This window comes from Clostridioides sp. ZZV14-6154 (assembly GCF_020657785.1).
GTDB lineage: Bacteria > Bacillota > Clostridia > Peptostreptococcales > Peptostreptococcaceae > Clostridioides.
Window position 1 is genome coordinate 461178 of record NZ_JAGWCY010000002.1, and the last position, 21871, is coordinate 483048.

Sequence of the window (21871 nt, forward strand, 5' to 3'; positions counted from 1 at the left end):
GGAGTTAGAGTAATGAATGTAGATTTAATATCATTAGGCTTAGAAGCTAATGATTATGAAAGTATTATCAGAGAATTAGGAAATAAAATGTATCAAAAAAAATATGTAAAAAATACATATATAAATGCAGTTTTGGAAAGAGAAAAAACATTACCTACAGGTCTTAATATTGGAGAAATGTGTGTTGCGATTCCACATACAGACTCACAACACGTAAATGAATCTAATGTAGCTGTAGGAATATTGAAAAATCCAGTAAAATTTAATTCAATGATAGACCCAACAGATAATTTAGATGTAGAGCTTGTATTTTTACTAGCAGTAAAGAATCCAGACTCTCAAGTAAAATTATTAAAAGATTTAATGTCAGTTTTTCAGAATATAAAGCTATTAAGAGACATAAAAAATGCATCAACAAAAGAAGAAGTAGCTGAATTGTTAAATTTTATAGAAATATAATGACAAGATGTTTTAGAGGTAAATAATAGAACATTAAAAACTTAAAACCAGTATTAACTTCTGAGCAATTTAATTTATATAAAATAAAAACTTAAATATAATATTAGGAGGAAATTATTATGAAACAATTTAATGTATTATCAGTATGTGGTTCAGGAACAGTTACATCATCAATGGTGGCAGGTAAATTAAAAGAAGTCTTAGGAGATAAAGGAATATCTATTACAACTACAGAGGCTAGACCAACAGAAGCATTAAATTTGGCACAATCAGGAAGATTTGATTTTATAACATTTACAAGCCCACTTCAATCAGGTGATTATGGAATACCAACTATAAATGCATTTGCTTGTCTTACTGGTATAGGAGAAGATGCATTCTTTGAAGAAGTTTTAAAGGTTATTGATAGTTTAAATAAATAGTGTTTAGAGTATAAATTATAGTATTTAAATCAATAATTTAGATACTATAATAGACTACTATTCAAATAACTACTATCAAAATAAATTTAATTAAAGTGACATCATTTAAGAATTTATTAGAATAAAAAATGACAACGAAAAGATATTTATTTAGACGTATTTAATTAATTTGATAAATGTTTAGAAATAGGAGGATAAAAGATGTTAACATTTATGAAATCTATAATCGATACATTTGGTTCTGCAATTATAGTTCCAATTATAATATTCATAATAGCAAAAATATTTAAAGTAACTACTAAGAAATCGTTTCTTTCAGCTGTATATGCAGGTGTTGCTTTGCAAGGTTTTACATTAATATTAAATTCATTTACACCAATAATAACACCAGTAATTAATAGAATGGTAGATAGTACAGGAGTAAATTTACCTGTGTTTGATGTTGGTTGGCAAGCTACATCATTAGTTGCATTTTCAACAAGTGCAGGTATGATATACTTAGGTCTTGGAATATTATTGCAAACTATTTTATTTTTAGTAAAGTGGACAGATGTATTCCAACCATCAGATTTATGGAATAATTATTCTTATATGGTCTGGGGAGCAATGGTAATAGGAGTGACAGGCAATTTCCCTTTAGGTATAGGATGTATGGTCTTGTTAAACTTATACAGTTTATTAATATCAGAATTAGTTGCAAAGAGATGGTCTAGTTATTATAGATATCCTAATTGTACAATAATAGCTATGCACAATGTTGAAGCTTCTGTCTTTGCAGTATTTGCAGACCCTATATATAACAAACTTGGACTAAATAAAATAAAGTTAAACCCTAAAGAATTAGAAAAGAAACTAGGATTTTTAGGTGAGCCGATTACTCTAGGTCTTTTCTTGGGTATGTTTATTGGTATACTAGGTAATATGACTAGAATAACTACTATGGAAGCTTGGGGAGAAATAATGAAAGTTGGTATATCTACAAGTGCTGTTATGGCAATATTCCCAAAAGTAGCAAGTATGTTTGCTCAAGCATTTGCACCTATAACAGAAGCAGCTAGAAAGATTATGCAAAAAGCTGGAAATCGCGAGTGGTATATAGCAGTAAATGATGCTGTGGGATATGGTGAACCTGCAACTTTAATATCAGGTCTTATCTTAATTCCAATAATGCTTGTAGTAGCTATGATACTTCCAGGTAATCAAGTATTACCAGTTGTAGACTTACTTGCAATTCCATATATGGTACAAGGTTTAGTTGCAGTACATAATGGTAATATACCAAAAGTAATAGTTTCAGGTATAATATGGTTTGGATTAGGATTATATATATGTACATCTACAGCTCCATTATTTACAGATATGGCTACAAGTGTAGGTGTTGCTATACCAGCTGGAGCTATGCTTATAACAAGTTTCAATATACTAGGAAAACCTTTAATGGGGTTAGTGTTCTTTGCATTCTTAAGTGCAAATCCACTTTATATAGGATTAGCAGTTGTAATTTACTTTATCCTATGGGCATTATTTAGAAAGAATAAAACAAGTATACTTGAATATTTAGAAAAACAAGCACTTAAAAATGTAGCAGAAGAACCTGTAGTAGCATAGTTTAAGTTTATTAAAATATAATAATACAATAAATTAAGAAATCTATAGTTGATTTTATAGAAGTGTCAGAGATTATCTGAAAAGCTATAAATGAAATGTAGATTTCTTTTTATTTTGATAAATATTAGGATTCTGTTTTATTGCACTCAACTATCAATTTTATGGATTTTATTTTGTTATTTAAAACATACTTTTTTACATTTATACAATAATGTAATTTGATTTTATAAAATGTATTATATATTGTCAAAATGCTTTGTATATAAGGTATTTGCAGAGATGAATTATTTGTTTTTTGTATGGCATAAATATTGCTATATATAAGTGTATAGCATGAAGGGAGAGGTTTATATGGCAAATAAGATGAGAGCATCAGTACTATACGATATAGGTGATGTTAGATATGAAATGGTTGATATACCAGAAATAACAGATGGAGAAGTACTTGTAAATGTTAAATATGTTGGAATATGTGGCTCGGATTTACCTAGGTCTATGGTTAGTGGATTGAGTGGAGGTACAGCATATCCATTAATTTTAGGTCATGAGTTTTCTGGCGAAGTTGCTAAAATAGGGTCAAAAGTAAAGAACATTAAAGTAGGTGATAGAGTAGCTGTTGCTCCATTAGTTCCTTGTGGAGAATGTGGTTATTGTAAAGAAGGGAATTTTGGATTATGTAATGACTACAATATAATTGGGACAAGAGTAAATGGAGCTTTAGCGGAGTATGTGAAAGTTCCTGAAGAGCATATTTTAAAATTACCAAATACCTTAGATTATGAAACTGCTGCTGGGATTGAACCAGCAACTATAGCATATCACGGGATTGCAAAAGCAGATATTAAGGTAGGAGATAGTGTAGTTGTACTAGGGTGTGGTCCAATAGGTCAGTTTGCTTTACAATGGGCAAAGGTTTTTGGAGCATCTAAAATTATAGCTGTTGATATTTTTAATGAAAAGCTAGAACTTTCTAAAGGTTTAGGAGCAAACTATATAGTAAATTCAAAAGAAGTAAATGCAATTGAAGAAATAAAAAAAATAACTAATGGTGGCGCTGATGTTGTCATAGAGACTGCTGGCAGTAGGTTTACTCAAGAGCAATCTCTACTTATAGCAAAAAAAAGAGGAACTATAGTATTTGTAGGAATTTCGCACACAGAATTACCACTTAGTGCAAAAGCTGCTGAGAGTATATTACGTGGAGAGCTTACTTTGAAAGGTTCTTGGAATTCATATACAAGCCCTTATCCTGGAAGAGCATGGACAGCAACATTAGATTTTATGGGAAAAGGAGATATTATTTTTACACCAATGATTTCACATAAAATAGGTCTTAATGAAGTAGGAGAATTTTTGCGTAAAATGGCAAACAGAGAAATAAATTTCAATAAAATCCTAGTAGAAATATAAAAATTTAAGAGGTATAAAAGATGAATGAAAAATTAAAACAAATAGCTAAAAACATAAGAATAAGTATTATAAAAAGTATAGCAGAAGCGAAGTCTGGACACCCAGGAGGTTCACTGTCAATAGTAGATATCTTAACTGTATTGTATTTTGAAAAATTGAATATAGACCCTATAAAATTTAATGATGAAAATAGAGATAGATTTGTATTATCAAAAGGTCATTCTGCACCAGCATTATATGCAACTTTGGCAGAAAGAGGTTATTTTGAAAAAAATGATTTAATGAGTTTAAGAAAATTTGGTTCTAAGTTGCAAGGGCATCCAGACATGAAAAAAGTAGCAGGAGTAGATATGTCTACTGGTTCTCTTGGACAAGGTTTATCTGCTGCAAATGGTATAGCACTAGCTGGTAAATTAGATAATAAAGACTATATGGTATACACTATTTTAGGAGATGGCGAGATTCAAGAAGGACAAATATGGGAAGCTACAATGACAGCATCACATTATAAATTAGATAACTTAATTGCATTTGTTGACTTAAATGGATTGCAAATAGATGGCTCTAATGAAGAAGTAATGAATGTTAGTCCAGTAGATGACAAATTTAAATCTTTTGGATGGAATGTAATAGTAATAAATGGACATTGTTTTGATGAAATAGGAAATGCAATAGATGAAGCTAAAAAAGTTACAGGAAAACCAACAGTAATAATAGCTAAGACTGTAAAAGGTAAAGGTGTTTCATTTATGGAAAACAATGCTGCATGGCATGGAACCGCTCCAAATGCAGAACAAGCAGAACAAGCATTGAAAGATTTAGAAGGAGGTCTATAGGAATGGGAATAGCAACTAGAGAAGCTTACGGACAAGTGTTAAAAGAACTTGCAGAAAATAAAGATATAGTAGTATTGGATGCAGACTTAGGAAAAGCTACAAAAAGTATATCATTTAAAGAAGTTGCCCCAGATAGATTTTTTGATATGGGGATAGCAGAAGGTGACATGATTGGTACAGCAGCAGGTCTTGCTACTTGTGGAAAGATACCTTTTGCAAGTACTTTTGCAAGTACTTTTGCAATATTTGCAGCAGGAAGAGGCTATGAGCAAATAAGAAACTCTGTAGCATATCCAAACTTAAATGTTAAAATAGCAGCGACTCATGCAGGAGTAACAGTAGGAGAAGATGGAGGAAGTCATCAAGCTATAGAAGATATATCTTTAATGAGAGGTATACCAAATATGGTTATCCTAAATCCTGCTGATGGAATAGAAGCAAAAAAAGCAATATTTTCTGCTGTAAATTACAATGGACCTGTATATATAAGACTTGGAAGAGCAACTACTGAAGATATACATGATGATGATTATAATTTCAAAATTGGAAAGGGTGAGATTCTTAGACAAGGTTCAGATGTAGCTATAATTGCAACTGGAATAATGGTTTCAAAAGCTATTAAATCTGCTGAATTATTAAGTGAAGAGGGAATTGAAGCTATAGTAGTTAATATATCAACTATAAAACCAATTGATAGTGAACTGATAGTAGAAGTAGCTAAAAATACTGGAAAGGTAGTAACTGTAGAGGAACATAGTGTAATAGGTGGATTGGGTTCTGCAGTTACAGAAGTGTTAAGTGAAAAATATCCTGTTGTAGTAAAGAGAATAGGTGTAAATGATGAATTTGGTCAATCAGGAAATCCAGAATCTCTATTAAATTATTATGGATTGACTGTAGAAAACATAGTTAATACTGTAAAATCATTTTAAGTAAATATAATCAATAATAAAAGTAAACTAAACATAAATTTTATCAATAAAATATGGGAGGAATCAGAATGTTAGAGACTCTAAAAGAAGAAGTATTAAAAGCAAATTTGGAATTACCTGAAAGAGGATTAATTACTTATACATGGGGAAATGTAAGTGGAATAGATAGAGAAAAGGGTCTAGTAGTAATAAAACCAAGTGGTGTTGAGTATGATAAGATGACTGTAGAAGATATGGTAATAGTTGATTTAGATGGGAATATAGTAGATGGTAAATTAAGACCTTCTTCTGATACTCCAACTCATCTAGTTTTATATAAAGAGTTTGAGGAATTAGGAGGGATAGTACATACACATTCAAGTTGGGCTACAACTTGGGCTCAAATAGGTAAATCTATACCAGCATGTGGGACTACTCATGCAGACTATTTTTATGGAAGTATACCATGTACTAGAAAAATGACTCGAGAAGAAATAAGCAGTGAATATGAAAGAGAAACTGGTAATGTAATTGTTGAAGAATTTATGGGAAAAAATCCAATACACTGCCCAGGAGTAATTGTAAATGACCATGGCCCTTTTACTTGGGGTAAAAATGCAAAAGAGGCTGTTCATAATGCAGTGGTTTTAGAAGAAGTTGCAAAGATGGCATATTATACAGAATTAATGAGTCCAGAGAATACTATGGATAGAGTACTTATGAACAAGCATTTTTCAAGAAAACATGGTAAAGATGCATACTATGGCCAAAAATAACTGTCTGGAGGTAAATTATGCTAAAATCTTTAAAAGTTAAAATTGTGGAAGTAGCAATTAAAGCAGAGAATTATGGTTTGTGTAAAGAAAAAGCTGGTAATTTTAGCATTAGAGATAAGGATACTGGATATATACTTATAACACCTTCAGGTATAGGAAGAGAAGAATTGAAAACAGAACACATTTGTGTATTAGACCTGGATGGGAATGTAATAGAAGCTGAGAAAGGTATTAAACCCAGTAGTGAGGTGCTAATGCATATTGAAATATACAAAGTGAGAGCAAATGTAAATGCCGTATCACATACACATTCTCTATATGCAACAGCATTTTCAGTGGCAAATAAACCAATTATACCAATTGTATATGAGTCAGTTAATTATGGTGGTTATGTAGACATTGCTCCATATGAAAGACCAGGGACTTTAGAACTAGCCAAAAGTGTTTCAAAGTTATTATTAGATACGGATGCATGTTTATTAGAAAGACATGGATTGACAACTGTAAGTAATGACCTTGAAGATGCTTTGTTAAAATCGAGATATGTAGAAGAAGTAGCAGAAATATACTATAGGTCTTTAGTATTAAATCAATTTAAAGAACCTAAGGCAGTAGATATTGATGAATTTGCAGAATGGAAATATCCAGAGGAAATAAAATTTTAATTAGGATGATTTGAATTAAAGAGATGAATTAAAATAGATATTGGCTTCTTTATATAGTGTAGTATTTCTTAAGAAATATATTTAATTTGATATATTCATTTAAAACAAAAAGAATATAGAACCCTAAATCAATTCTTGTATTGGTTTGGGGCTCTATATTTTCTATTTACACATTTCTATTTATGCATTTCTTTTTATTTGATTTTCTGGTGAATTTATATGTTCAAAGTATTTTTTAGTCTCAGATACTATTATAGGTGATAGTGCAAGTAAAGCTATCAAGTTAGGTATCGCCATAAGTCCATTTACAATATCAGCAATTACCCAAACTACTTCTAATTTTAAGAATGCACCTAATAATACCATAGCTACAAATACAGTTCTATATCCATTCATACCTTTTACACCAAATAGGAATTCAAAACATCTTTCTCCATAATAACTCCAGCCCAAAATTGTAGTGAACGCAAATAATGTTAAGCTAACTGTAAGTAATATTGGTCCAAATGTAGGAATAGCGCCATCAAAAGCTGCTTGAGTCATAACAGCACCATTTAAGTCTGAACACCAAACACCTGATATTACAAGAGAGAATCCAGTAAGTGTACAGATTATAATAGTATCTATAAAAGTTCCTGTCATAGATATAAGCCCTTGCTCTGCTGGCCACTCAGTTTTAGCTGCAGCCGCTGCTATTGGAGCACTACCTAAACCAGATTCATTTGAAAATACACCACGAGCGATACCATTTCTAATTGCTAGTGACATAGTTGCACCTAGAAAACCACCAGTTGCAGCAGTAGGTGTAAATGCACTTTTAATTATTAATACAAAAGTTTCAGGTATTTTATTCCAATAAGATATTAAAATGATTCCACAGATTACAATGTAGATAACTGCCATAAAAGGTACTATCTTAGTAGCGACATTAGATATACTTTTAAGACCTCCAAATACAACTAAAGCTACAAATACTGCTAGTACAACACCTGTAATTCTAGGGTCTACTCCAAAGCTACTATTGATAGCGTCTGTTATTGAATTTACTTGAGTAAAAGTACCTATACCTAAAAGTGCAACTAATATACCACTTATAGCAAAGAATATTGCAAGAGGTCTCCATTTTTCACCCATACCATTTACTATGTAGTACATAGGTCCACCAGATACTTGACCATTTTTATCTTTAGTTCTGTATTTTATTGCAAGGACACCTTCTGAGTATTTAGTAGCCATCCCAAAGAATGCAGCTATCCACATCCAAAAAAGTGCACCAGGTCCACCAGCTTTAATAGCTGTGGCAACACCAACAATATTACCAGTACCAACTGTAGCAGCCAATGCAGTACATAAAGCTGCAAAACTTGAAACATCACCACTACCTTTATTTTCAGCAGCGAATATTAACTTAAGGGCACGTGGAAGTTTTGTTATTTGTACAACTCCAAGTTTAACAGTAAGTAATATACCAGTACCAACTAGTAGTACCAATAGGGGCGGTCCCCAAATAAAAGCATCAACTTTGTTTAAAATATCAATTAGATTCATAAAAACACTCCCTCATTTTTTTGCTTTACACAATCAATAGAATTTTTAATGAAGTAATTGACAGGAAATTAGTATAATTTATTAATAATTTCTAGTGTAATAAAAAAAGCTAAATCTAAAATAGATTCAGCTCTGGATATACACTAATTAGCAACCAAAATAAAAGTATTAATAATACTAGTTTTGGTAGATAATCCCTGTCCTTTTGCCTGAGAGATTGAGCACAAATGCCTTGCCCCTTCGGCGCCCATAATGGGTCTCTCCAGAGTTCCGTAAATTTTACAGTCCTACTTTAAAAAGTACCTGAGAGTGTTACTCCTTCGGTGTGCCATATGGCAACTCTTCTATAAAATCTTAACCGGATATTGATTTGTCATAGCTTATTGTATTAATAATAGTAATATAAGTTTTTGTGTTTTGTCAACTAAAAAATTTAAAAACAAGGAAAAAATATAAAAATATAAGTCTAATTACGAATTATAAACTTATAAATGAAAAGAATATACGTGAAAACAAACAAAATAGAAGCTGTATAAATTAAGTGAAATATAAGTTTAGAATAAAAAAACAAGAAAATATTAAATAATTAATTAGAAGTGTTTTAATTATGGTAATATTATAGTTACAATATTAAGAAAGCCATTTATTTAACTTTTAAGTATAATGTAAGATTGAATGAAGAGAAAGGAAGTATTTTAAAATGGGAAAAATATTAGTACTAGCAGAGAAACCTTCTGTGGGAAGAGATATAGCAAAAGTTTTGGGTTCGAAAAATGAAAAAAATGGATATATAGAGGGGCCAAAGTATGTTGTTACTTGGGCACTAGGTCATTTGGTTACACTTGCTGACCCTGAAAGTTATGGAGAAAGATACAAATCATGGAGTTTAGAAGACTTACCAATACTTCCTAAGTATCTAAAGACTGTTGTAATAAAAAAAAGTGGAAAGCAGTTTAATACAGTGAAGGCTCAAATGAACAGAAATGATATAGATGAAATAGTTATAGCAACAGATGCAGGGAGAGAAGGAGAACTTGTAGCAAGATGGATAATAGAGAAGTCTCAAGTAAAAAAACCTTTAAAACGTCTTTGGATTTCTTCAAGTACAGATAAAGCAATAAAAGAAGGTTTTGCAAAATTAAAAAGTGGCAAAGAATATGAAAATTTGTACTATTCAGCAATAGCACGAGCAGAAGCCGATTGGATTATTGGAATAAATGCAACTAGAGCTTTAACAACAAAGTATAACGCACAACTTTCTTGTGGAAGAGTGCAGACTCCTACTCTTGCTATGATACTTAAAAGAGAAGAAGAAATAAGAAATTTTAAGCCTAAAGAGTATTATGGATTGGAGATAATTGCAACAAAGGGCAATTCAGATATAAAGTTTATTTGGAATGATAAAAACAATAGTTCCTCAACTTTTAGTAAAGAAAAGATAGAAAGTGTCTCAAAAAAAGTAAAAGATTTAGATATTAAAATATCTGAAGTAAATAAATCATATAAGAAAAAATATTCACCTGCACTTTATGATTTAACAGAATTACAAAGAGATGCAAATAAAATGTTTGGATTTTCAGCAAAAGAAACATTATCTATAATGCAAAAACTATATGAACATCATAAGGTACTTACTTATCCTAGAACTGATTCTAGGTATCTAACTTCGGATATTGTTGGAACATTAAAAGATAGAATAAAAGCTGTAAATGTTAGTGATTACTCAAAGGTTTGTAATAAATTATTGAAAAGTAATATTATAGCTAATAAGTCTTTTGTTGATAATTCAAAAGTAACAGACCATCATGCTATAATACCAACAGAGCAAAAAGTGTTTATGAGTGATTTTACAGATAAAGAAAGAAAAATATATAATCTTGTTGTAAAAAGGTTTTTGGCAGTATTAGGTCCTCCTTTTGAATATGAACAGACAACTATAAATGCAACTATAGAGGGTGAGACATTTAAAACTAAGGGCAATAAAGTAATAAATCTAGGCTGGAAAGAAAGCTATAAAGATATGGATGATGAAGATGAGTATGAAAGCATTCCAAATGTGTTGGAAAAAGATATTCTTAAAGTTAAAAGTTTAAAGATGACTTCAGGAAAGACAAATCCACCACCATACTTAAATGAGGCCACACTTTTAACATCTATGGAGAAAAGTGGACTTGGTACAGTTGCTACTAGAGCAGATATAATAGAAAAATTATTCAATTCATTTTTGATGGAAAAGAAAAATAAAGATATATATATAACATCAAAAGGAAAACAACTGTTAGATTTAGTTCCTGTGGACTTAAAGACACCAGAACTTACATCATCATGGGAAAAGAAATTATTAGATATTTCAAAAGGTAAGCTTAATAAAAATACATTTATAAATGATATGAAAGATTATTCAAAAGCTATTGTATTAGAAGTAAAAAGCAGTGATAGCAAATTTAAACATGATAATTTAACTAAAAATAGATGTCCAGAATGTGGAAAATTTATGCTAGAGGTAAATGGTAAGAAAGGTAAAATGTTAATTTGTGAAGATAGAGAGTGTAATACTAGAAAAACTATATCACAAACAACTAATTCAAGATGTCCTAATTGCCATAAAAAATTAGAGCTTCGTGGTGAAGGTGAAGGAAGAATTTTTACTTGTAGCTGTGGGTATAGAGAAAAATTATCCTCTTTTAATAAAAGAAAACAAGAAGAAAAAAAGAAAGCATCAAAGAAAGATGTTAATCAATATATAAAAAATCAAAATAAAAATCAAGAAGTATTTAATAATCCATTTGCAGAAGCCTTAGCTAAGTTGAAAAAATAAATAGTTTTCATGGTAATATTATACACAATCACAACTTTAACTATATATTAGTTATATGTACTGATATAATATAGGGTATAGTTTAGACATGAAAGTAGGGATGTCAAATGAGATTAAATTATATGTTTAAATACTATTGTGACGAATGTAAAGATATATGGAATAATTCAAGTATTGAATTATGTAAAGAAATAGAAACATATAGTGAAGAGTCACAAAAAAAGTGTGAAAACGAATTAGATAAATTGATAGATAAAGTATCAGTTCATTTAGAAAAGTATCCAAGTGATGTTGTTTTAAGAAAAATGTGGATAAAAAAAGGTGAAGCTTTTTTGCAAAAAACACTAGAAAAAGAGAATATTTTTAAATTAGAGAAAATGAATGTAGAAGATAGAAAAAAATTCTTAGAAATAACAAAACAATTTATTAGAGATGCTAGAGGATTTGATGATGATTTACCTATAGAGGATATTATGCAGGCCATGAGGAATGTATGGATTTCAAATGCGCTACAATTATTATTTGGAAAAGATGTTTATTATTCAAAAGCAAGTTTTGCATATAGTATGTTATATCCATATACAGACAATTATTTAGATAATACAAAGACAAATGAAATAGATAAAACTTTATTCAATAGTTGGTTAGAAAAAAGACTCTTAGGAGAACAAATTAAACCTAATAACTGTCATGAAAGTAAAGTATCTCAGATGATAGATTATATTGAAGAGGTTTATCCTAGAGAAGATTTCAAAGAAATATATGAGTCACTGTTATTAATATTTAGAAGCCAAGTAAAGAGTTTAAAACAGCAGGATAAAGAGACTTATTTGCATAAAGATGAAATATTATCCATTTCTGCTGAAAAGGGAGGTTCATCTGTTTTAGTAGATGGATATTTAATAAATGGGCTTATGACAAAGGAAGAGATAAAGTTTTGTATTGGTTATGGATTTTTATTACAAATATCTGATGATTTACAGGATATAAAAGAAGACTTAAAGTATAATCATAAAACTATTATGACAGAGATGTCAAAAGAGGGGTTATTGGATGAAATTGCAAATAAGTTAATAAACTTTACTATTGAATTAATAGATAACTTTAAAATTAACAGTAGAAATGAAGCTATAACAGATATGATAAAAAATGATTGTTTAATGTTGATTTTGTTTTCTATAGCTTATAATGCTGAATTTTTTTCTATAGAATATATAAAAAAAATAGAGAGATTTCTTCCATATACGATATCTTATTCATTGGAAATTAAAGAGAAGATGCGAAAAAAATTTAAAAATATTGATTTTTTAAATAATGAAAATGAATATAAAGAAATGATTGATACTATATGTGCAAAGTAGAAAAATAGTGAGATGTGTAATACATATCTCACTATTTTAAGTTTAAATAAAAATATTGATTTTAAGTTATTTAAATGCAGTAATAATCTCATTATCATGTAGGTTTTTAATGATTGTAGCTGCGATAGGAAATCCAAATAATCCAGCTATTCCGAATAGTTGAGCACCAACAAACATACACATTAGGGTTATTAAAGGATACAGACCAATTTGTTGTCCTACTACTTTTGGCTCCAATATTTGTCTAACAACAGTTATGATTATGTATAGTATTAAAAGTCCTATTGCCAAATGTATATTACCATTGATTAATGAAATAATCATCCAAGGAGTTAAGATACTTCCTGTACCTAATACTGGTAAAATATCAACAAGCGCAACGATGACAGATATAGTAAATGCATTTTCAACTTGTAGGATATTAAGACCAATAAGAAGTTCTACAAATGTTACTGATAGTAGTATGGCATATGCTTTTAGCAATTTTAAAATAGCATTGATACTACTATTTTTTATATTGATTATCATCGACTGACTCTTTTCTGGAAACTGTCTTAAAATAAAGTTTACTATTTTTTGATAGTCAAATGTAAAGAAAAAAGAAGCAATTAAAGTTATAATAAGTTTCAACATAAATGCAGGGGTTTTACTTGCAACACTTGCAATAGCATTAAGTGCATTTGTTGAAATAGAGGCAACTAAAGACATCATAGATTGACTGATATTATCCCAACCAAGTATCAATGCTAGATTAACATTAGGTGTACTAGCATCTATCTTAGAAAATAAAGTATTTAGTGTTGGCTGTATACCTGATTTATATATGTCAGGAAGTCTAAAAAATATGTCGCTTATACTTGCAAATATTTTTGCACCAAAACTAATTAATAAAAAGATTCCTAATCCGTAAAAGGCTAAAAGTACTACCGCAGAAATAAATGTACGATTTAAGTTTGTATTATCTGTAATAAGTTTTATAATAGGTCTTAAAATAAAGGCAATGATAAAACTAATCACAAAAGGCATCAATAATGGAAATAAGAATTTTAACACAACATATATAATACTTGCTATTAAAACTACATATGTAAATTTAATTATAAAGCTCTTTTGTTTTTGAATGTCCATAATATAAAACCTCCAATGTATTTAATAGTACTCTAAAATATGTCTTATTTATATAAAATACTACTGTATATTGATTATAAACTATAAAGCTTCTATGTAGTAAATAAATTATGTAAAATTTAGGTTAATTTTGTATAAAGATATACTTTTGTATTTTACAATTAATAAGCAGATAGGAAAAAATATTTTAAATAAATAGCATAAAATTGTGATAAAATTAATTTATAATGTTTGAGCTAAATATAGTAGATAACTTATCATATGATAGATAATTTTTAAGAGGTGGTAAGATGAAAAACTTTAGAGATTTAGGTGGAAATAAAACAGAGGATGGTAGAACTGTAAAGTATGGTTTATTTTATAGGTCTGCAAAATTATCAAATTTGAGTAAGAACGATATAAAGGTTTTAAAAGAATTAAATATCAAATACGTATTTGATTATAGAAGTGATGAAGAGGCTCGTAAACATCCATCAACAATAATATCAAATATAAAAAATATAAGAATTCCCGCAATGAGAGAATTAGAAGAATCAGGAGGTCGTTTTGGTTCTATAGAAGATATGATTGATGGCTTATTTGAAAAAGATGGTGCGTTTAATATGCTAAATAATAGCTATTATAATCTACCTGTAAATAACCCTTCATATAAAAAACTAGTAGAACTTATAAAAGATTACTCTAATTTGCCAATACTAAATCATTGTACAGCTGGTAAGGATAGAACTGGTGTAGGAAGTGCTATAATTCTTATGATTTTGGGTGTATCAAGAGAAAATATAATGAAAGATTATCTAAAAAGCAATGAGTTTGCAGACAAGGAAATAGAAAGGTTTATAGAATATAAACCTAAATTTAAACATATTCCAAAAGCAAGATTAAATTATATATTTGGTGTAAATGAAGAATATATGAAGACAGCTTTTAGAAGAATTGATGAGGAATACAATAGTGTAGAAGAGTATCTATATGGAGAATTTAATTTAAATAAAGAAGAGATAAAAAATTTGAGAAATCAATATCTAGAGTAAAAGGTGATTTTATGAGTTTAAATATAACCGCTAGACAGATAAATATAATAAAGATACTGTTAAATTCAAAAGATACAATGAGTGGACTTGCCTTAAGCCAAGAAATAGGGTGCTCTTCAAAGACTATACAAAATGAAATAAAGGATATTAACAAACAACTTAAAAATGGTAAAATTTTATCAATAAGAGGTGTTGGTTATAAGTTAGAGGGAAGCTTTGATGAAGTGAATTTAAATAGTAACCTTTATGATGATGTAGATAGGGTAGAATATATAATCAGAAAAATACTAACTTTAAGCAATGAAGAAAAAAATACTATAAGGCTTGAAGATTTAGCAGATTCTATGTATGTAAGTGTTTCAACAGTAAAAAATGATTTAAAAGAAGTAAAGAGGATATTGGATAAGTATTCAATTTCCGTTAAATCTAAGCATAAACAAGGTATATGTATTTCTGAAAATGAAGATAAGATATTAAATTGTATAATTGATTTAAGTAATAAGAGAGACAATCAACTCAGTCTAAATGATTTTTTAAATGATGATATAAAAGAAAAAAAGTTAATAATAAAAAAAATACTATTAGATGTATTAAATGAAAATGGATTAGTACTAACTGATATAGAATTTAAGAATGTATTAAATAATATATTAGTTATTTTGAGCAGGCATAAGTATGATGAAAAAGAATTTATAAAGGAATATGTAGAAACCTATAGCTACAAGAGAAGTTCAATATTAGAAAATGAACAGTACAAAGAAATTATAATAAATTCAATAAGAACGTTTTGTAAAAATTTAAAGCTAGCTACATCAATAGATATAAGTCATGATGATATATTTGAAGAATATCTATATAAGCATATCAGTAGCTTGTGTAAGAAAATAAAGTTAGGCATGAATCAATCACCTATAATAGCACAAGATATTAAAATAAAGTATCCATTTGCGTTTGAATTAGCTAATATAGCTAAAAAAACAATAGAACAAGATTTAAAAATTGAAATCAACGAAGATGAAGTTGCAAATATAGCTCTACATATAGGAGGTGCTATTGAGAGAGCATCCTATAATAATAAAGATAAGGTTTTCAAAGCGATAATAGTTTGTACATCAGGTATAGGCACCTCAATGTTAATAAAAGCTAAATTAGATAATATATTTAGAGAAAAGCTAGAAATATTAAAAATTATTCCTTCATATCTAGTTGAATATGTAAAGGTTATAGATGTTGATTTTGTAATATCTACTGTACCTATTGAAATAGGTGATATACCAGTAATAAACATATCTCCAATGTTGAGTGAAAAGGAAATTAAATTAATTGAAAAATATATAGAAACAGGCAATGTATATTTGGATTTAGATATAAAAAACTTATTTGATAGTGAGTTGTTTTTTACTGATTTAGATTTTAAATATAAAGAAGAAGTTATAGATTTTATGGCAAGTGAACTTGTACAAAAAGGTTATATAGATGATGATATGAAAAACTCTTACTTTGAGAGAGAAAAAATAGCAACAACAGAAATAGGCAACATGGTATCTATACCACATGGAGCTATTGGAAAGGTTTTTGATAATAAAATAGCAATTGGAATACTAAAAAAACCAATTGCTTGGGAAATATCAGATGTGCGCTTAATAATAATGTTGGCACTTGATAAAGATAAAATATTAGATTATGAAGTTATATTTTCAAACATATACAAAAGAGTGGATTCTATAGCAAAAGTTATAAGCATATGTGAAAATAGCAATTTCGAAAAATTTGTAAACATGTTTAAATAGAGATATATACAACATGGTGCTGTATATACACATGTAAATTTGGATAATATAAAACTAAATAAGATGAAAACGATAAATTTCTCTTTTAATTAAGAGAAATTTTTTGACTTTCAGGAATATTAATATGGAGTTAAGATATTAAACATAAGATAAATAAATAAAAAGAGGTGGCAAAATGATTTATACAGTAACATTAAATCCATCAATAGATTATATAGTTAAATTAGATGAATTAAATACAGGAAGCACAAATCGTGTAAATGAAGAATACGTTTATCCAGGAGGAAAAGGTATAAATGTATCTTGTATACTTAAAGAACTTGGACATGACAATACATCATTAGGTTTTATAAGTGATTTTACTGGTGAATATATAGTAAAGACATTGGAGGAAAAAAAATTAAAGACAGACTTTATAAAATTGAAAAACGGTTTTTCAAGAATAAATGTAAAAATAAAAGTGTCAGAGGAAACCGAAATTAATGGACAAGGACCCAATATAAGTGATGAATATATCAACCTATTATATAAAAAACTTGATAAATTAAATCAAGATGATATTTTAATATTGGCAGGTAGTATACCGTCCACTTTGGATGAAAAATTATATGAAAATATAATGTCTAGGCTAGAAGAAAAGAATATAAAAATTGTTGTAGATGCAACAAAAAATCTTCTTCTTAATGTCTTAAAATATAAGCCTTTCCTAATTAAACCTAATAATGATGAACTAGAGGAAATGTTTGATGTCAAATTAAATTCAAATGAAGATATAGTAAAGTATGCTAAAAAGTTAAAAAAAATGGGAGCTGTAAATGTTTTAGTATCCATGGGTAAAGATGGAGCATTATTGATTACAGAAGATAATGAAGTATTTATAAGTGATGTACCTAAAGGAACTGTAAAAAATTCTGCAGGAGCAGGAGACTCTATGGTAGCAGGATTTATATCTGGATATCTAAGTACTGGTGAATATGATTATGCTCTTAAATTAGGTGCAGCCTCAGGGAGTGCAACTGCTTTTTCATATGATTTAGCTGAAAGAAAATGTATTGATAAATTAGTAAACGAAATATCTGTTAAAAGATTTTAAAAATAACCCAAAAAATATATAGAGAGGAAATGAGAACTTATGAAAATTATAGATTTATTAGATGAAAAATCAATTAAATTAAATTTAAAGTCAAAAAACAAACCAGAAGTAATAGAAGAATTAGTTGATTTAGTTGCAAATAGTGGTAATTTAAATGATAAAGAAAACTATAGGAAAGCAATTTTAGCCCGTGAAGAGATGAGTACAACAGGAATTGGAGAAGGTGTAGCTATTCCTCATGCTAAGACTACATCAGTTGACAAAGCTTGTATAGCAGCTGCGGTATCAAAGGAAGGTATAGATTATGAATCTTTTGATGGAAGTTTGTCAAATTTATTTTTTATGATAGCTGCACCAGATGGAGCTAATAATACACATCTTGAAGTATTATCAAGATTATCTACAATACTTATGGATGAGGATTTTAGAAATAAACTTATAAATTCAAATTCAGCAAGAGAATTCAAAGAAATAATAGATAAAAAAGAAAGAGAAAAATTCAGTGAAGAATATCAGGATGAAGAAATTAGTAAAGAAGATACTGTAAATAATAAAGATAAAAATATTAGTAAATATCCTCAAGTTTTAGCAGTAACAGCGTGTCCAACAGGAATAGCACATACATTTATGGCAGCTGAAAGTTTAAATAAAATGGCTGAAAGTAAAGGTATCTCTATAAAAGTAGAAACTAATGGCTCAGCAGGAGTTAAGAATAGACTTACAAAAGAAGAGATAAAAAATGCTACATGTATAATAGTAGCAGCAGATAAAAATGTTGAAATGGCTAGATTTGATGGCAAAAAAGTTATAAAAACTAAGGTTGCTGATGGTATACACAAAGCGGAAGAACTTATAGATAAAGCTGTAAATGGAGATGCTCCAATTTATCATGGAGTAGGAGAAGGAAGTCACAACGAATCAGGTGAAGAAAGTGAAAGTGGATTTAGAAAAGTATACAAGCATTTAATGAATGGTGTATCTAATATGTTGCCATTTGTTATTGGTGGAGGTATACTTATAGCTTTAGCATTCTTACTTGATGATTACTCTATTGACCCTTCACATTTTGGTTCAAATACACCAATAGCAGCATTTTTTAAGGGAATTGGGGATAAAGCATTTGGATTTATGTTACCTGTACTTGCAGGTTATATAGCATATTCTATATCTGATAGACCTGCATTTGTTGTAGGTTTTGTAGGAGGAGCTCTTGCAGGAGATGGTGGTTCAGGTTTTCTAGGGGCACTACTTGCAGGATTTATAGCAGGATATTTAGTAGAAGGACTTAAGAAAATATTTAACGTATTACCAACTTCATTAGAAGGAATAAAACCAGTATTATTATATCCTTTATTTGGAACTCTTTTGATGGGTGTTATAATGACATTTCTAGTAATACCTCCAGTTACAGCAATTAATAATGCTATGGTTGGATTCCTAAATAGTTTAGGTGGAACTTCAAAAATAGTTTTAGGATTAGTGTTAGGCGGAATGATGGCTGTAGATATGGGTGGACCTGTAAATAAAGCAGCTTATGTATTTGGTGTAGCATCGCTTGAATCAGGGCAATTTGAAATAATGGCAGCAGTAATGGCTGGTGGTATGGTTCCACCACTTGCGATAGCTCTTGCAACTACATTTTTCAAAAATAGATTTACAAAAGAAGAAAGAGAGTCTGGTAAAGTTAACTATGTAATGGGGTTATCATTTGTAACAGAGGGAGCAATACCTTTTGCAGCTGGAGACCCACTTCATGTTATACCAGCTTGTGTTGGAGGTTCAGCAGTAGCAGGAGCACTTAGTATGTTATTTAATGCAGCTCTTCGTGCACCTCATGGAGGCGTATTTGTTATACCAGTAGTTACTCATCCTCTTGGATATATAGTAGCTATAATTGTAGGTGCTATAGTTGGAATGATGCTTTTAGCACTGCTTAAAAAACCATTGAATCAAAGAGCATAATAACTAAAATCTGTTTAATAAATAAAAATATGACTTTTTATAAAATTTAATACATTACTGAATTATCCTAAGATAAGGGTTTATATAAAAAAGTGAGTTAAGTCTGATATACAGAGTTTACTCACTTTTTTTAGAATAAATATATTACTTAGAATATTATAATTAACAAAGATTAAAATTTTTCTGATGGTTTCAATTTTATTATTAAATTATCTACACATTACATATTTTGTTTAATTTTATTCATATGTAAATTTAAATAATTTGGTGTATTTATATTTTTTAATTACATTTATTTGTTTCAAATCACTCATTTTAATTTTTCACAATATATTATAAGTTATGTCAGCTAGCTGACATAACTTATAATATATTTTAGTAGTCTTAGTCACTAGAGTCTTGCTAATTTAGTTCTACTCTATATGCTCTAAATCAATACCATATTTTCTTTCACCTTTTATAACTTTGAATTTATCATTTTTATTAGGATAAATAGTCACAACATTGTCTTTATACTCTGATTCATCACATTTTATACTAAGTGGCATAAGCTCTGATTCTCCATATAGATAAGTAACAGGCTTATTATTGTTCATAACAACAATTTGTACCATATCTCTATCTTTTGGAGAAGATATATTTCTCCATTTATATCCTACAGCTTTATATATATCGTTTGCTGATGTTCCAGACTTAAAGATAAATATTTTATCCCATTCAGGAGGCATTACCTTTGCTAGTCTTATTTCATTGTTGTTTTCACTAGCTTTCATAAGTGAAGAAGCGAATTGTCCGAATTTCTCATCTTCTTCATTTTTCTCAAATTTAACTAACTCACTAGATTTGTCAACTACACTCCATTTATCTTTATTTTTTTCTAACTTAAAGTTAATTTTAGAAATACATTCTCCATGTTTTCCTGGTTCAGTAACTATAACCTTTTCTCCCGATGTGTTTTTATAATCGTGTTGTTCAATTTGAACATGATTATGTCCTGCAACTATCGCATCAATACCATCAATTTGTTGAGCTAAATCCTGTATTCTATTACCTGGATTTTTAGGTTTTTTAGGCTTTTCACCTGTGTGTGCAACAGCTACTATTATATCTGGATTTTCTTTTTCCATGATTTTTACCCACTTTTTGGCATCTTCTACTAAATCATTCATATATAGTTCACCATCATAACCTTCTTGGTCTTTTAGCTCTAAAGATTTAGAATCCACAAGTTCTCCATTTTCATTTAGCTGTTTTCCTTCACCAACTTCTTTTATAGTAAGTCCAAGAATTCCTAGCTTTACATTTCCTTCTGGTGTATCAATATTTTTTATTATGTATGGTTTTGTATAGCTATCCCCATTTTTCTTATAAGTATTAGCTGATAATACATCTATTTTTTGTTTTTCAAAATCAGATATCATATTATCTAAATGATATTTATTAAGGGAGATAAATTCATGATTACCAAGAACTACAGCATCATAACCGACTTCTTTCATGTCCTTTGAAATAGGAGTTTCAATATAGCTTTCAGTTTTGTTGTTGTTATCTTTAAGCATAGCATTAGAATAATCATCCATACTACTACCTAAAGCTACTCCACGGTCAAAGAAGTCTCCAGCATCTACTAAAGTTATATTTTTATCTTTTTCTCTTTGTTTCCTTACATAAGAAGTTAACTCATAAGGGATGTTACCATGTAAATCGGTAGTGGCTAATACATTTATTTCTGTTGTATGTTTTGAAGTACACCCAGACATTAGCAATATAAATAAACAAGTAATGCCTATAATTATTTTGTTTTTCATAAAACCTCCATTTTATTTTTTTGAATATTTGTTTTAGTGTCATTAACTACATAATCCTCCTACAATATCAATGGTAATATATTACTATATAAAAATCAACTATATATTTCATAGACATATAAATTGATAGAGAGAAAAATAAACCTCCTTAAAGAAAAATCAATTAAAAGTAATCTCAAAAGAATTTTAAATTATATAATAAGATTGGTTAACTATAGCATCTTTGAGAACATGATAAACAAATA

17 protein-coding genes and 1 riboswitch are annotated in these 21871 nt (G+C 29.0%); of the genes, 14 read left to right on the plus strand and 3 right to left on the minus strand.

Annotated features, from left to right (window positions below):
• Nucleotides 1-12: 12 nt before the first annotated feature.
• The 8 genes from KGF45_RS08575 (at nt 13) to KGF45_RS08610 (ending at nt 7087) form a co-directional block, all read left to right on the plus strand.
• Nucleotides 13-459, plus strand: a complete 447-nt coding sequence (locus tag KGF45_RS08575; RefSeq protein WP_227828898.1) for a PTS sugar transporter subunit IIA — start codon at nt 13-15, stop codon at nt 457-459.
• Between the two features lie 119 nt (nt 460-578).
• On the plus strand, nt 579-881 hold the full coding sequence (locus KGF45_RS08580; RefSeq protein ID WP_227432742.1) for a PTS sugar transporter subunit IIB: 303 nt from the start codon (nt 579-581) through the stop codon (nt 879-881).
• A gap of 201 nt (nt 882-1082) precedes the next feature.
• The gene (locus KGF45_RS08585) at nt 1083-2489 is read left to right on the plus strand and encodes a PTS galactitol transporter subunit IIC (protein ID WP_227828897.1); all 1407 of its coding nucleotides are present in this window, start codon (nt 1083-1085) and stop codon (nt 2487-2489) included.
• A 351-nt stretch (nt 2490-2840) separates the two neighbouring features.
• Nucleotides 2841-3899 carry a galactitol-1-phosphate 5-dehydrogenase gene (locus KGF45_RS08590; RefSeq protein WP_227828896.1) on the plus strand — a complete coding sequence of 353 codons (1059 nt, stop codon included), beginning with the start codon at nt 2841-2843 and terminating at the stop codon, nt 3897-3899.
• Nucleotides 3900-3919: 20 nt separating this feature from the next.
• Complete coding sequence (locus KGF45_RS08595; protein WP_227842220.1) at nt 3920-4735, plus strand: transketolase; 816 nt, start codon at nt 3920-3922, stop codon at nt 4733-4735.
• A gap of 2 nt (nt 4736-4737) precedes the next feature.
• Complete coding sequence (locus KGF45_RS08600; RefSeq protein ID WP_227842222.1) at nt 4738-5667, plus strand: transketolase family protein; 930 nt, start codon at nt 4738-4740, stop codon at nt 5665-5667.
• A 68-nt stretch (nt 5668-5735) separates the two neighbouring features.
• Nucleotides 5736-6422 (plus strand): L-ribulose-5-phosphate 4-epimerase, encoded by a 687-nt coding sequence (gene araD, locus KGF45_RS08605; RefSeq protein ID WP_227842223.1) that lies wholly within the window; start codon nt 5736-5738, stop codon nt 6420-6422.
• 17 nt (nt 6423-6439) lie between these two features.
• Nucleotides 6440-7087 (plus strand): class II aldolase/adducin family protein, encoded by a 648-nt coding sequence (locus KGF45_RS08610; RefSeq protein ID WP_227842226.1) that lies wholly within the window; start codon nt 6440-6442, stop codon nt 7085-7087.
• Nucleotides 7088-7267: 180 nt separating this feature from the next.
• Here the strand turns inward: KGF45_RS08610 and KGF45_RS08615 are convergent, their stop codons facing one another.
• Nucleotides 7268-8635, minus strand: a complete 1368-nt coding sequence (locus KGF45_RS08615) for an alanine/glycine:cation symporter family protein (RefSeq protein ID WP_227828891.1) — start codon at nt 8633-8635, stop codon at nt 7268-7270.
• A 187-nt stretch (nt 8636-8822) separates the two neighbouring features.
• A riboswitch (glycine riboswitch) is annotated at nt 8823-8911 on the minus strand.
• 424 nt (nt 8912-9335) lie between these two features.
• On the opposite strand from KGF45_RS08615, the gene KGF45_RS08620 reads away from it, so the two are divergent.
• Together KGF45_RS08620 and KGF45_RS08625 are read left to right on the plus strand one after the other, a co-directional pair.
• A complete protein-coding gene (locus tag KGF45_RS08620; RefSeq protein WP_227828890.1) occupies nt 9336-11453 on the plus strand; it encodes a DNA topoisomerase III in 2118 nt (705 codons plus the stop codon).
• A 107-nt stretch (nt 11454-11560) separates the two neighbouring features.
• A complete protein-coding gene (locus KGF45_RS08625; RefSeq protein ID WP_227828889.1) occupies nt 11561-12814 on the plus strand; it encodes a flagellar protein FliS in 1254 nt (417 codons plus the stop codon).
• A gap of 66 nt (nt 12815-12880) precedes the next feature.
• Here KGF45_RS08625 and ytvI read toward each other — a convergent pair whose 3' ends face one another.
• Nucleotides 12881-13942 (minus strand): sporulation integral membrane protein YtvI, encoded by a 1062-nt coding sequence (gene ytvI / locus KGF45_RS08630; protein WP_227828888.1) that lies wholly within the window; start codon nt 13940-13942, stop codon nt 12881-12883.
• Between the two features lie 290 nt (nt 13943-14232).
• Here ytvI and KGF45_RS08635 point away from each other — a divergent pair, with 290 nt between their 5' ends.
• The 4 genes from KGF45_RS08635 (at nt 14233) to KGF45_RS08650 (ending at nt 19818) form a co-directional block, all read left to right on the plus strand.
• Nucleotides 14233-14973: a tyrosine-protein phosphatase gene (locus KGF45_RS08635; RefSeq protein WP_227828887.1), complete on the plus strand. Its 741-nt coding sequence runs from the start codon at nt 14233-14235 to the stop codon at nt 14971-14973.
• Between the two features lie 11 nt (nt 14974-14984).
• Nucleotides 14985-16763, plus strand: a complete 1779-nt coding sequence (locus tag KGF45_RS08640) for a BglG family transcription antiterminator (protein ID WP_227828886.1) — start codon at nt 14985-14987, stop codon at nt 16761-16763.
• A 175-nt stretch (nt 16764-16938) separates the two neighbouring features.
• A complete protein-coding gene (gene pfkB, locus KGF45_RS08645) occupies nt 16939-17856 on the plus strand; it encodes a 1-phosphofructokinase (RefSeq protein WP_227828885.1) in 918 nt (305 codons plus the stop codon).
• Nucleotides 17857-17895: 39 nt separating this feature from the next.
• Nucleotides 17896-19818, plus strand: a complete 1923-nt coding sequence (locus tag KGF45_RS08650) for a PTS fructose transporter subunit IIABC (protein ID WP_227828884.1) — start codon at nt 17896-17898, stop codon at nt 19816-19818.
• Nucleotides 19819-20231: 413 nt separating this feature from the next.
• Here KGF45_RS08650 and KGF45_RS08655 read toward each other — a convergent pair whose 3' ends face one another.
• Entirely contained in the window at nt 20232-21626 is a 1395-nt protein-coding gene (locus KGF45_RS08655) for a metallophosphoesterase (RefSeq protein WP_227828883.1), read from the minus strand.
• Nucleotides 21627-21871: the final 245 nt, after the last annotated feature.